At 73.1% G+C, this 12,583-nt stretch carries 14 protein-coding genes; 8 read left to right on the top strand and 6 right to left on the bottom strand.

Annotated features, from left to right (window positions below; all coding sequences use genetic code 11):
* Positions 1 to 2: 2 nt before the first annotated feature.
* The 7 genes from cysC (at position 3) to ABTY15_RS18920 (ending at position 6,914) form a co-directional block, all read left to right on the top strand.
* Complete coding sequence (cysC, locus tag ABTY15_RS18890; RefSeq protein ID WP_350591835.1) at positions 3 to 584, top strand: adenylyl-sulfate kinase; 582 nt, start codon at positions 3 to 5, stop codon at positions 582 to 584.
* Positions 581 to 1,519, top strand: a complete 939-nt coding sequence (cysD, locus tag ABTY15_RS18895; RefSeq protein ID WP_350591279.1) for a sulfate adenylyltransferase subunit CysD — start codon at positions 581 to 583, stop codon at positions 1,517 to 1,519. Before cysC ends, cysD begins: the two co-directional genes overlap by 4 nt.
* Before the next feature lie 2 nt (positions 1,520 to 1,521).
* The gene (locus tag ABTY15_RS18900; RefSeq protein ID WP_350591285.1) at positions 1,522 to 2,853 is read left to right on the top strand and encodes a sulfate adenylyltransferase subunit 1; all 1,332 of its coding nucleotides are present in this window, start codon (positions 1,522 to 1,524) and stop codon (positions 2,851 to 2,853) included.
* A gap of 242 nt (positions 2,854 to 3,095) precedes the next feature.
* A complete protein-coding gene (locus tag ABTY15_RS18905; protein WP_350591291.1) occupies positions 3,096 to 4,274 on the top strand; it encodes an aliphatic sulfonate ABC transporter substrate-binding protein in 1,179 nt (392 codons plus the stop codon).
* 177 nt (positions 4,275 to 4,451) lie between these two features.
* Complete coding sequence (locus tag ABTY15_RS18910) at positions 4,452 to 5,255, top strand: ABC transporter ATP-binding protein (RefSeq protein ID WP_350591296.1); 804 nt, start codon at positions 4,452 to 4,454, stop codon at positions 5,253 to 5,255.
* Positions 5,242 to 6,171, top strand: coding sequence for an ABC transporter permease (locus tag ABTY15_RS18915; protein WP_350591302.1), 930 nt, complete (start codon positions 5,242 to 5,244; stop codon positions 6,169 to 6,171). Before ABTY15_RS18910 ends, ABTY15_RS18915 begins: the two co-directional genes overlap by 14 nt.
* Before the next feature lie 11 nt (positions 6,172 to 6,182).
* Entirely contained in the window at positions 6,183 to 6,914 is a 732-nt protein-coding gene (locus ABTY15_RS18920; protein WP_350591307.1) for a sirohydrochlorin chelatase, read from the top strand.
* Between the two features lie 3 nt (positions 6,915 to 6,917).
* On the opposite strand, the gene ABTY15_RS18925 is transcribed toward ABTY15_RS18920, so the two are convergent.
* The 5 genes from ABTY15_RS18925 to ABTY15_RS18945 all read right to left on the bottom strand — a co-directional run bounded on the left by ABTY15_RS18925 (position 6,918) and on the right by ABTY15_RS18945 (position 10,547).
* Positions 6,918 to 7,229: a hypothetical protein gene (locus tag ABTY15_RS18925; protein ID WP_350591311.1), complete on the bottom strand. Its 312-nt coding sequence runs from the start codon at positions 7,227 to 7,229 to the stop codon at positions 6,918 to 6,920.
* On the bottom strand, positions 7,226 to 7,516 hold the full coding sequence (locus tag ABTY15_RS18930; protein ID WP_350591317.1) for a BrnT family toxin: 291 nt from the start codon (positions 7,514 to 7,516) through the stop codon (positions 7,226 to 7,228). Before ABTY15_RS18930 ends, ABTY15_RS18925 begins: the two co-directional genes overlap by 4 nt.
* Before the next feature lie 125 nt (positions 7,517 to 7,641).
* Complete coding sequence (locus ABTY15_RS18935; RefSeq protein WP_350591329.1) at positions 7,642 to 8,406, bottom strand: ricin-type beta-trefoil lectin domain protein; 765 nt, start codon at positions 8,404 to 8,406, stop codon at positions 7,642 to 7,644.
* 53 nt (positions 8,407 to 8,459) lie between these two features.
* On the bottom strand, positions 8,460 to 9,227 hold the full coding sequence (locus ABTY15_RS18940) for a ricin-type beta-trefoil lectin domain protein (protein ID WP_350591335.1): 768 nt from the start codon (positions 9,225 to 9,227) through the stop codon (positions 8,460 to 8,462).
* Positions 9,228 to 9,509: 282 nt separating this feature from the next.
* Positions 9,510 to 10,547: a hypothetical protein gene (locus ABTY15_RS18945; protein ID WP_350591340.1), complete on the bottom strand. Its 1,038-nt coding sequence runs from the start codon at positions 10,545 to 10,547 to the stop codon at positions 9,510 to 9,512.
* Positions 10,548 to 10,660: 113 nt separating this feature from the next.
* Here ABTY15_RS18945 and ABTY15_RS18950 point away from each other — a divergent pair, with 113 nt between their 5' ends.
* Positions 10,661 to 11,506, top strand: coding sequence for a helix-turn-helix transcriptional regulator (locus ABTY15_RS18950; protein ID WP_350591348.1), 846 nt, complete (start codon positions 10,661 to 10,663; stop codon positions 11,504 to 11,506).
* A gap of 68 nt (positions 11,507 to 11,574) precedes the next feature.
* Here ABTY15_RS18950 and ABTY15_RS18955 read toward each other — a convergent pair whose 3' ends face one another.
* Positions 11,575 to 12,291, bottom strand: coding sequence for a ricin-type beta-trefoil lectin domain protein (locus ABTY15_RS18955; protein ID WP_350591357.1), 717 nt, complete (start codon positions 12,289 to 12,291; stop codon positions 11,575 to 11,577).
* Positions 12,292 to 12,583 lie beyond the last annotated feature (292 nt).

Consider the following 12,583-nt stretch of genomic DNA (forward strand, 5'->3'; position numbering starts at 1 on the left):
CCCTGGCCGCCGGCGGAGCCGCAGAGGCGGCCGCCCCGGCCGCCCCCTGCGAGCGCGGCGCCACCGTGTGGCTGACCGGGCTGCCGAGCGCGGGCAAGACCACCCTGGCGTTCGCCCTGGCCGAGCGGCTGCGCGCCGAGGGCCACAAGGTCGAGGTGCTGGACGGCGACGAGATCCGCGAGTTCCTCTCCAAGGGCCTCGGGTTCTCCCGCGAGGACCGGCACACCAACGTCACCCGGATCGGCTTCGTCGCCGAGAAGCTCGCCGCCAACGGCGTCAAGGTGCTCGCCCCGGTGATCGCCCCGTTCGCCGACTCCCGCACCGCGGTGCGCGAGCGGCACGCGGCGGCCGGCACCGAGTTCCTGGAGATCCACGTCGCCACCCCCGTCGAGCTCTGCGCCGAGCGCGACGTCAAGGGCCTGTACGCCAAGCAGGCCGCCGGCGAGATCTCCGGTCTCACCGGCGTGGACGACCCGTACGAGGCCCCGGAGCGCCCGGAGCTGCGCCTGCAGACGCAGGGCCGCGCGGTGGCCGAGTCCGCCGCCGAACTGCACGCCTTCCTGACCGAGAGGGGCCTCGCGTGACCACCGCGACCGACAGCCTGGTCCACACCGACGACAACCCCTTCGCGCTGACCCACCTGGACGCGCTGGAGGCCGAGTCGGTGCACATCTTCCGCGAGGTCGCGGGGGAGTTCGAGCGCCCGGTGATCCTGTTCTCCGGCGGCAAGGACTCCATCGTCATGCTGCACCTGGCGCTGAAGGCCTTCGCGCCGGCCGCCGTCCCCTTCTCGCTGCTGCACGTCGACACCGGGCACAACTTCCCCGAGGTGATCGCCTACCGCGACCGCGTGGTGGCCGAGCACAACCTGCGCCTGCACGTCGCCCACGTGCAGGACTTCATCGACCGCGGCGTGCTGCGCGAGCGCCCGGACGGCACCCGCAACCCGCTGCAGACCGTGCCGCTGCTGGACGCGATCGAGACCAACCGCTTCGACGCGGTCTTCGGCGGCGGCCGCCGCGACGAGGAGAAGGCCCGCGCCAAGGAGCGCGTCTTCTCGCTGCGCGACGAGTTCGGCGCCTGGGACCCGCGCCGCCAGCGCCCCGAGCTGTGGTCGCTGTACAACGGCCGGCACGCCGTCGGCGAGCACGTGCGCGTCTTCCCGCTCTCCAACTGGACCGAGCTGGACGTCTGGCAGTACATCGAGCGCGAGGGCATCGAGCTCCCGGAGATCTACTACGCCCACGAGCGGGACGTCTTCGCCCGCGGCGGCATGTGGCTGACCGCCGGCGAGTGGGGCGGCCCGAAGGACAGCGAGCCGGTCGAGCGGCGGCTAATCCGCTACCGCACCGTCGGCGACATGTCCTGCACCGGCGCCGTCGACTCGGACGCCACCACCATCCAGGCCGTGATCGCCGAGATCGCCGCCAGCCGGCTCACCGAGCGCGGCGCGACGCGGGCCGACGACAAGCTGTCCGAGGCCGCGATGGAAGACCGCAAGCGCGAGGGGTACTTCTAGACATGACCAGCACCACCCAGGAAGCCACCGCCACGTCGCTGCTGCGCTTCGCCACCGCCGGCTCCGTCGACGACGGCAAGTCCACCCTGGTCGGCCGACTGCTGCACGACTCCAAGTCGGTGCTCGCCGACCAGCTGGAGGCCGTCGAGCACGCCTCCCGCAACCGCGGCCAGGACGCGCCCGACCTCGCGCTGCTCACCGACGGCCTGCGGGCCGAGCGCGAGCAGGGCATCACCATCGACGTCGCCTACCGCTACTTCGCCACCCCCCGGCGGCGGTTCATCCTCGCCGACACCCCGGGCCACGTGCAGTACACCCGCAACATGGTGACCGGCGCCTCCACCGCCGAGCTCGCCGTCGTCCTGGTCGACGCCCGCAACGGCGTGGTCGAGCAGACCCGCCGGCACGCCGCCGTCGCCGCGCTGCTGCGGGTGCCGCACGTGGTGCTGGCCGTCAACAAGATGGACCTGGTCGGCTACGCGGAGCCCGTCTTCGCCGCCATCGCCGAGGAGTTCACCGCCTACGCCGCCTCGCTCGGCGTCAAGGACGTGCTGGCCGTGCCGATCTCGGCCCTGGCCGGGGACAACGTCGTCGAGCCGTCCGCGCACATGGACTGGTACGGCGGCCCGACCCTGCTGGAGCACCTGGAGACCGTCCCGGTCGGCAGCGACCCGAGCGCCGAGCCGGCCCGCTTCCCGGTCCAGTACGTGATCCGCCCACAGACCGAGGAGCACCCCGACTACCGCGGCTACGCGGGGCAGTTGGCCTCCGGCGTGCTGCGGGTCGGCGACCCCGTGACGGTGCTGCCCTCGGGCCACACCACCACCGTCGCCGGGATCGACGCGCTCGGCCGGGCGACCGACATCGCCTGGGCGCCGCAGTCGGTCACCGTCCGGCTCGCCGACGACATCGACATCTCCCGCGGCGACCTGATCGCGGCCGGCCCCGCCCCCGTCCCCACCAAGGACATCGAGGCGACCGTCAGCCACCTCAACGAGCGTCCGCTGCGCGCCGGCGACAAGGTGCTGCTCAAGCACACCACCCGCACCGTGCGGGCGCTGGTCAAGGAGATCTCCTACCGGATCGACATCGACACCCTCGAACAGCGCAGCGGCGCCGAGGGGTTGAACGTCAACGACATCGGCCACGTGGTGCTGCGCACCGCCGAGCCGCTGGCGCTCGACGCCTACTCCGACAACCGTCGCACCGGCTCGTTCCTGCTGATCGACCCGGCCGACGGCACCACCCTCACCGCCGGCATGGCGGGCGAGGCCTTCGACACCGTACGCACCACCGACGCACTCGACGCACCCGAAGAGGAGGACTGGGTCTGATGCCCAGCGAGGCGTACTCGGGCATGGACAAGGAAGGCGGCCGCATCGGCAGCGGCGTCCTCGGCAGTGGCCAGGGCGGGCTGACCCGATGTGTGGGCCGACAGGGCTGAGAACGCCCTGTCACCGGGCCGCCCCTCCCCGTCGGCCCGGCTTGCCCGGCATCGCGATGCCGCAAGCACAACCTTCCGAACGTCCGCCCCGAGACCGCCTCCTGACGGTCCGTCCGTGAACAGGACTCCACCATGGCACCGAACCGGGCCCCCCTCCATACCCTGATCCGCCCCAACGCCGGCCGGATCAGACGCACCGCCGCGGCCGCCGTCGCAGGTCTCGCCGCCGTCAGCCTGCTGTCGGCCTGCGGCTACGGCTCCAAGGCGGACGACAAGTCCTCGGACACCAAGGCCAACGCGGCCGCCACGGCCGGGGACCCCAGCTCCGCCGCCGGCGGCGCGAAGCTCTCCGCGGACACCGTGAAGATCGGTTACTTCGCCAACCTGACCCACGGCACCGCCCTGGTCGGCCTCCAGGAGGGGCTGTTCCAGAAGGAGTTGGGCGCCACCCAGATCAAGACCCAGGTCTTCAACGCGGGCCCGGCCGAGATCGAGGCGCTCAACGCCGGCTCCATCGACATCGGCTGGATCGGCCCCTCCCCCGCGATCAACGGCTACACCAAGTCCGAGGGCAAGTCCCTGAAGATCATCAGCGGTTCGGCCTCCGGCGGGGTCAAGCTGGTGGTCAACCCGGACAAGGTCGCCTCGCTCGACGACCTCAAGGGCAAGAAGATCGCCACCCCGCAGCTGGGCAACACCCAGGACGTGGCGCTGCTCAACTACCTGGCCGGCAAGGGCTACAAGGTCGACGCCTCGTCCGGCGCGGGCGACGTCTCGGTGGTGCGCACCGACAACAAGGTCACCCCCGACGCCTACAAGCAGGGCTCCGTCGACGGCGCCTGGGTGCCCGAGCCGACCGCCTCCAAGCTGGTCACCCTCGGCGCGAAGGTCCTGCTCAACGAGAAGGACGTCTGGCCGGACAAGAAGTTCGTGATCACCAACATCATCGTCTCGCAGAAGTTCCTCAAGGAGCACCCGGACGTGGTGGAGGCCGTGCTGCGCGGCTCGGTGAACACCAACGCCTTCATCAAGGCCAACCCCGACAAGGCCAAGGCCGACGCCAACGAGGCGATCAAGAAGGAGGCCGGCAACGCCCTGGAGCCGGCGATCCTCGACCCCGCCTGGTCGGACATCGACTTCCTGGACGACCCGCTGGCCGGCACCTTGCAGGCCGAGGCCGACCACGCCGTCACCGCCGGGCTGCTCAAGAAGCCCAGCCTGAACGGCATCTACGACCTCGCCCTGCTGAACAAGGTGCTCGCGGCCAAGGGCCAGGCCGCCGTGGCGGACGCCGGACTCGGCACCAAGTAACGCCCGCAGCACGGCCGTTCGCCCCCGACTCCGCGGTCCGGACCTCCGCCCGCCCGGTCGATCCCCGATCGATGCCCACCGGGACGGGCGGGGCCGGACCCCGGCCCCCCTTCGCCAGCCCAGCCGGCTGGCCACGCCAGCCAGCCACGCCAGACCACTCACGCAGGAGGTGCCCGGATGACCACGGCACTGACCACCTCGGCGGACGCCGTCGGCGCCGACGCCCACGGCGGCACGCCCGCCGTCCGGATCTCGCACGTGCACAAGTCCTTCGGCCGCCCGGGCGCCCAGACGCACGTGCTGGACGACATCACCCTCGACGTCGCGCCCGGCGAGTTCGTCACGCTGCTCGGCGCCTCGGGCTGCGGCAAGTCCACCCTGCTCAACCTGGTCGCCGGCCTCGACAAGCCGACCGCCGGCGCCATCGAGGTGCCCGGCGGCCGCCCCGCGCTGATGTTCCAGGAGCACGCGCTGTTCCCCTGGCTCACCGCCGGCAAGAACATCGAACTCGCCCTCAAGCTGGCCGGCGTCCCCCGCCCCGAGCGCCGCCCCGAGGCCGAACGGCTCCTCGAACTCGTCCGCCTCCAGGGCTCGTACGGCAAGCGCGTGCACGAGCTGTCCGGCGGCATGCGCCAGCGCGTCGCGATGGCCCGCGCGCTCGCCCAGGGCAGCAAGGTGCTGCTGATGGACGAGCCGTTCGCCGCGCTCGACGCCATCACCCGCGACGTCCTGCACGACGAGATCACCCGGATCTGGGCCGAGCGTCAGCTGTCCGTCCTGTTCGTCACGCACAACGTGCGCGAGGCCGTCCGGCTCGCCCAGCGCGTCGTGCTGCTCTCCTCCCGCCCCGGCCGGGTCGCCCGCGAGTGGCGGATCGACCTGCCGCAGCCGCGCCGGATCGAGTCCGCCGGCGTCGCCGACCTGTCCATCGAGATCACCGAAGAACTGCGTGGGGAGATCCGTCGCCATGGCCAGCACTGACACCACCCCCGTCCTGGACAAGCCCGTGAACGTGCAGAGCACGAGCGACACCGCGAACGCCGACACGGCGGACGTCGGCGCCGGCCTCGACGCCCTCGACGCGGTCACCGCGCAGCGCGGCTCGCTCGGCGAGGCGCTGCGACAGAAGGCCCTGCCGCCGCTGATCGGCGTGCTCGTCGTGATCGCCCTCTGGCAGGGCGCCTACAGCCTGCACCTCACCTCCTCCTACAAGCTGCCCAGCCCGGCCGACGTGTGGGCCTCCGCCCAGGACCTCTGGTACCAGGGCACGCTGTTCTCGATCATCTGGACCAGCGTCTGGCGCGGCCTGTCCGGCTTCGTGCTCGCCGTCGTCATCGGCACCCCGATCGGCCTGCTGGTCGCCCGCGTCAAGCCGGTGCGCACCGCCATCGGGCCGGTCCTCCAGGGCCTCCAGTCGCTGCCCTCGGTCGCCTGGGTGCCGGCCGCGGTCATCTGGCTCGGCATCAACGACTCGATGATGTACGCGGTCATCCTGCTCGGTGCCGTCCCGTCCATCGCCAACGGCCTGGTCGCCGGCATCGACCAGGTGCCGCCGCTGTTCCTGCGCGCCGGACGCACCATCGGCGCCACCGGGCTGGCCGGTGCCCGGCACGTCCTGCTGCCCGCCGCGCTGCCCGGCTACCTCGCCGGGCTCAAGCAGGGCTGGGCGTTCTCCTGGCGCTCGCTGATGGCCGCCGAACTCGTCGCCTCCTCCCCCGACCTGGGCCTCGGGCTCGGCCGGTACCTGGAGAACCAGCGCGAGTTCTCCGACATGTCCGGGGTGCTGCTCGGGATCATCCTCATCCTGTTCGTCGGCATCGCCATCGAACTGCTGGTGTTCACCCCGGTCGAGCGCCGGGTGCTGCGCAACCGCGGCCTGCTGGCCGCCGGCAAGTAAGGACCCGCGCCATGCCCGCCCTCCTCCTCATCGCCCACGGCAGCCGGGACCCCCGGCACGCCGCGACCGTGGCCGCGCTGGTCGAGGAGGTGCGGGCACTGCGGCCCGGGCTGGAGATCGCCACCGCCTACCTGGACCACTGCGCGCCGCGGATCCCGCAGGTCCTCGGGCGGCTCGACGGCGCGGCGGTGGCCGTGCCGCTGCTGCTCAACCGGGCCTACCACGCCAAGCACGACATCCCCGCCGCCCTGCGCGCCGCCGGCTCCCGGCTGCCGGTGGCGGAGGTCCTCGGCCCCTCGCCGCTGCTGCTGGCCAGCCTCGACCGCCGCCTCGCCGAGGCCGGGCTCGACGTCGCCTCCCCTACCGTGCGGGCCCGCACCGGCGTGGTGCTGGCGGCGGCCGGCTCCTCCGACCCGGCCGCCGATGCCGCCACCCGCGCCGTCGCCGCCGCGTGGCGGCGCACCCGCGGCTGGGCCGCCGTCGAGGTCGCCTACGCCTCCGCGGCCGGCCCCCGCGTCCCCGACGCGCTCGCCGCCCTGCGCACCGCGGGCGCCGCCCGCACGGCCGTCGCCCCCTACCTGCTGGCCCCCGGCCTCCTCCCGGACCGCATCGCCGCCTCCGCCGCGGACGCCGACGTCCTCGCCGACGTCCTCGGCCCCGCCCCCGAAGTCGCCGCCCTCCTGCTGGCCCGCTACGACGCCGCCCGCCTCGCCACCCCGCAGGTGCCCGCCCTCACCGCCTGAGCCTCACGAGGCCTTCCGGTGCCGGTACTCGGCCACCGCCGCGGTGATCACACTGAGCGGCACCGGCTCGTCCACATCGGCAATCGCGGCCTCGATCCACTCCCGCATGATGGCCGTCGGCTTCAGCCCCCGCTCCCGCGCCCGCCGCCGCACCTCGTCCATCACCGGCTTGGGCAGCCGCAGCGAGGTGGTGATCATCACCGACTCCGCCGTGATCGGCTCCCCGGGCTCGGCGCTCATGACCTCGTCCTCGGTGAGCTCGTGCGTCTCGTCGTACTCGGCGATGGCTTCGAGCTCCGCGCCGTTGTCAGTCATCTGCCACCTTCAACTCGTCCGCTTGGAGAACAGGCGCCGTTCGGCAGAGCCGTCATGTCACGCGCAGTGGCGCAGTACCACGCCGAGGGCACCGTGGCGCAGGCCGCCGGCACCACCAACAGATAACGACCCGCCCGCGTCACGCCGTAGCAGAGCGTTGTGCCGGCCCGGCCGCCCGAGAACCGATGAGGACGGGTGAAGACGACATCCTCGACCTCCTCCGGGTCCACGCCATGCCTGGCGATGTGCTCCTCGGACCGCTCGTTCCAGCAGATCTCACCAGGCACGAGCCGCAGCGTGTTGCAAACGCAATACGCCAGGCCAGCGGGGTTCACTCGGGCGGGTGACGGCGCCCGGGAGCGCGGACGGCGCGCGCGGCCGGGGCCGCGCGCGCCGTGGGGGTAGGGGTGGGTCAGGCCGGGAGGTTCCACTTCTGGTTGGCGGCGCCGTTGCAGTCCCAGATGCCCAGCTGGTTGCCGTTGGTGGTGGAGAAGCCCAGGTCGTCCAGGCAGCGGCCGGACTGCGGGTTGACCAGCGAACCGTCGGGGCGGGCCTGCCACTGCTGGGCGCCGGTGCCGTTGCAGTCCCAGGTCTGCACCAGGGTGGCGTTGCCGGTGCGTCCGCCCTGGACGTCCAGGCACTTGCCGAGGGCGCGGATGGTGCCGTCGGTGCCGATCTTCCAGGTCTGGTTGACGTTGCCCAGGCAGTCCCAGATCTGGGTGGGGGTCCCGTTGGCGGTGCTGCCGCCGCGCACGTCCACGCACTTGTTCGCGTAGCCGCTGATCTGGCCGACCGGCCCCGCCGGAACCGCCGGGCCGAACTGGATATAGCCCATACCCGGCGTCAGCGGGTAGCGGCACGAGGTGCTGCCGGTGCCGTTGCCGGTCACCCAGTTGCCGGGCGAGACCTCGTAGATGGGCATGTACCGGGTCCAGTCGTAGCCATTGCAGTCGACCACGACGCGCCAGGTCTGGTTCGGGTCGATGCCCGTGCAGGTGCCGACGGGGTTCCAGTTGGCGTCGTTGACGGTGCAGCTCCCGACGCCGCCCGGGCCCGGGACGGTGCTGGACGCCGCGCTCTGGGTAGTGCTCTCGGCGGCTCCAGCTGCGGCGGGCGCGGTGAGCGCGGCGGCTCCGGCGAGCAGGGCGGTGGCGAACATGGTGGCGATACGACGCATGGCGGGGCTCCTTGAGGCTGAGGGTGATCCGGTCGGCAGTCCTGCCGCGGGCATCAGACGGGCAGGTGCCAGACCTGGTTGACGGCGGTGGCGCCGAAGCAGTCCCAGATCTGCAGGACCGCGCCGTTCGCACTGGAGACGCCCCGCACGTCCAGGCAGCGGCCCGACTGCGGGTTGACCAGCGAACCGTCGGGGCGGGCCTGCCACTGCTGGGCACCCGTGCCGTTGCACTCCCAGGTGCGCACCAGCGTCCCGTTGCCGGTTCGCCCGCCCTCGACGTCCAGGCAGTTGCCGACCGCCCGCACGGTGCCGTCGACACCGACCTTCCAGGTCTGGTTCACGTTGCCCAGGCAGTCCCAGATCTGGGTCTGGGTCCCGTTCGCGTTGCTGCCGCCGCGCACGTCCAGGCACTTGCCCGCGATGCCGGTGATCTGGCCGACCGGACCTGCGGGGACCGCCGGACCGAACTCGATCTGGCCCGCACCCGGCATCAACGGGTAGATGCACCCGGTGGTGGCGGTGCCGCTGCCGGTGACCCAGTCGCTGACCGCACCCGAGTAGATGGGCATGTTCCAGTTCCAGTCGTAACCCGTGCAAGCGACCCCGACGCGCCAGGTCTGCATCGGGTTGATGCCCGTACAGGTGCCGACGGGGACCAAGTTGACGTCGGTGACGGTGCAGCTCCCGACGCCGCCCGGGCCCGGGACGGTGGTGGACGGCGCGCTCTGGGTGGTGTTCTCGGCGGCTCCGGCGGCGGGCGCGATGAGCGCGGCGGCACCGGCGAGCAGGGCGGTGGCGAACAGGGCGGCGGTACGACGCATGGGGGAGTCCTTCCGGGGAGGGTGAACCGGGCGACCCACATGTGAAGTACTCGTGGTGATAATGCGATTTTTATGTGGGCCGCGCGAAAGCCTCGGGGCGGGACATGTTCACGGTCAACGGGCAGGGTGAAGATCACGCCACCGGTCCGTCCACGTACGGAACGTGTACGACACGGCACGCGACCGACCCGGGCAGGCCGGACGCGCGGGCGATCCGGCCGGATCCTGTACGGCCCGGCCCCCGGGTGAACGGGAGCCAGGCCGCGGCCGGGTGGTGCCGGGTCAGATCCGCCGCAGGGTGAAGGTGTCCGTGGGGTGGCCGCCGATCGCGTCGGCGAGGCCGCCGGTGAGCTGGTAGAGGGCGCCGGCGGGGCCGGCGGTGACGGCGGTGGGGGTGGGATCCGTGCTGGGGTGGACGGCGGTGAGGCGGGCGGTGCGCCAGTGGTCGTCGGAGCGCAGTTCGACCTCGGCGTCGCGGCCGGCGCCGAAGAAGGCGTTGGTGACGCCCGCGATGCCGCCGTCCGGGCGGCCGTGCAGGCCGTCGAGGTGGAGCAGCGCGCCGGGCTCGGCGCCGGTGACCTCGACGCGGCGCAGTTCGGCGGGGCGGTGCACCGGCAGCTGCCAGAGGGCGCCGTCGTCCCACTTCCCGAGGACGAGCCGGCCGTCCCGGTAGACGATGCCGTTGAGGCCGGGGAGGCCGGGCTGCGGGGTGAGCCGCTCGTCGCGCAGCAGCACGGAGGCGGTGCCGTCGGCCGTGACCCGGTAGACGATCGGGGCGGAGGAGTCGGTGACGTACGCGGTGCCGTCGGGGCCGATGGCGAGGTCGTTGGCCTGGTGCCCGCCGCCGTCGCCGGCCACCGCCGCGAGGTCGACGTAGAAGAGCCGACGACCGGTGTCCAGGTCGTAGGCGCCGAGGCCGGCGATGTGGTTGCGGGTGGCGGCGCTGCTGCGTTCGCCGACGCCGTTGTCGAGGTTGGCGACCAGGACGCGGTTGCGCGCGGGGTCCACCTTCACCCCGGCGACCTCCACCAGGGCGGCCGGGTCGTCGACCAGGGTGCGGACGCTCCCGTCGGTGCGGACGGCGGAGACGGTACCGTGGCGCAGCGAGCCGAGCAGGAAGCGGTGGTGGGCCTGGTCCCAGGCGGCCGACTCGGGTACCAGCGCGGCGGCGTGACCGGTGATCACGGCCGGGGCGCGCCCGGCGGAGGCCGAAACGGAGGCCGAGGCCGAGGCGGTGGCGTTGGCGGTGCCGGAGGCCGTACCGAGCAGCAGGGCGGATGCGGCGGTGGCGACCAGGGTGCGGCGGAGGGCGCGGTTCATCGGGGATCCCTTGGGTGTGTGGTCCGTTGACGGGATCAAGCCTCGCCGGACCGGCCGGGCCGCAGCAGTGCGTGGCGATACTGGTAGTCGAACTACCAGGAAGGACGGGGGACATGAACGACGCCGAGGAGCGCCGGCGGGAGCTGTCGGGCTTCCTGCGCAGCCGCCGGGCCCGGCTGACGCCGGAGGACGTCGGTCTGGCGCCGGGGGTGCGGCGCCGTACGCCGGGGCTGCGGCGGGAGGAGTTGGCGCTGCTGGCCGGGGTGGGGGTGACCTGGTACACCTGGCTGGAGCAGGGGCGGGACATCAACCCCTCGCCGGAGGTGCTGGGTTCGTTGGCCCGTACGCTGCGGCTGGACCGCGCGGAGACGGCGTACCTGTTCCGGCTGGCGGGCAGCCACCCGCGGGAGGACGACGCCGGGGTGCCCGACGAGGTGCCGGCCTCGCTGCTGCGGCTGATGCACGCGCAGTGGCCGGCGCCGGCGTTCCTGATGGACGCCGGCTGGGAGGTGCGGGCGTGGAACCGGGGTGCCGAGGCCCTGTTCGGCCTCTCCGCCTGGCCGTTGGAGCAGGGCCTGGCCTGGGTGGTGTTCGGCAATCCGGTGCACCGGGCCCGGGTCGTGGACTGGGAGGCCCATGCCCGCCGGTTCCTGGCCCAGTTGCGTTCCTCGTACGCCGAGCGCGGCGGCGACGCGACGGCGGCCGGGCGCCGGCTGGCCCGGCTGATCGCCCAGGTGCGGGCCGAGTACCCGGAGGCGGAGCGCTGGCTGGACGAGCACCGGGTGGAGGAGCGTGCGGGAGCCGAGAAGGTCATCCGGCACGAGGAGTTGGGGCTGCTGCGGATCGACGAGCACGTCCTCCAGGCGCCCGGCGGCCTCCAGCTGGTCGTCCTCGCTCCCCGGGACGCCGAGACGGCCGACCGCCTGAGCCGGCTCGGCCCGGCGGCCGTGCCGGTGTGAGGGGGTCCCGCCGCCCCGTTCCAGCGGGGTCGGGGCGGCGGGACCGGGGCGGCGGGACCGGGGCCGGGTCAGGCCGTCGGGAGGTTCCACTTCTGGTTGTCGTAGCCGTTGCAGTCCCAGATGCCGAGCTGGTTGCCGTTGGCGGTGGAGAAGCCGAGGTCGTCCAGGCAGCGGCCGGACTGCGGGTTGAGCAGCGAGCCGTCCGGGCGGGCCTGCCACTGCTGGGCGCCGGTGCCGTTGCAGTCGTAGATCTGGACCCGGGTGGCGTTGCCGGTGCCGCCGCCGCTGACGTCCATGCACTTGCCGAGGGCCCGGATGGTGCCGTCGACCCCGATCCGCCACTTCTGGGCCCAGGTGCCGTTGCAGTCGTAGATCTGGACGGGGGTGCCGTTGCCGGTGTTGGCGCCCTTCACGTCCACGCACTTGCCCGCGTAGCCGGTGATCTGGCCGGTCGGGCCGGCGGGCGGGGTGGCGCCCATGACGATGCGCGGGAACCAGACGCTGTCGCCGATGCCGCAGGAGGCCGAGGCGGTGCCGTCGCCGATCGCCAGGCCGCCCCACGCGGGGCGGGAGAACTGCACGGTGTGGTCGGCGTTCCAGTAGTAGCAGTTGGCGGTGACGGACCAGGTCTGCATCGGGTCGAGGCCGGTGCAGCGGCCGACGACGCTCCAGCCGGACACGCCGACGGAGCAGGCGGGGTCGGCCTGGGCGGCGGTGGCCGGCGCGGTCAGGGCGGCGGCCCCGGCGAGCAGGGCGGTGGTCAGCAGTGCGGTGGATCGGCGCATCGGGACGGTCGTCCTTCCAAGTCGGCGGATCACGTCAACTCGGCCTCCGGCGCTTCGTGATGACGGCGCGTCGGATGTGCGGGCCGCGGGCAAGCCTCGGGGTGGGCGCGGTGGACCGTCAACCGGCAGTTCACCGGGAACTGCCGGTCGCACCGGCGCTGAGCAGCGCAGTTCCGGCCAGCGGCAGTTCCGGGCGGCGGCAGTTCCGGGCGGCGGCAGCTTCGGCCGGCGCCCGGAACGCCGAACGGCCCGGCGCCCCCTCCGCAGCGGGGATGCCGGGCCGTTCCGCGGA

The sequence above is a fragment of the Kitasatospora sp. NPDC097643 genome, assembly GCF_040302625.1.
In the GTDB taxonomy this organism is placed as follows: domain Bacteria; phylum Actinomycetota; class Actinomycetes; order Streptomycetales; family Streptomycetaceae; genus Kitasatospora.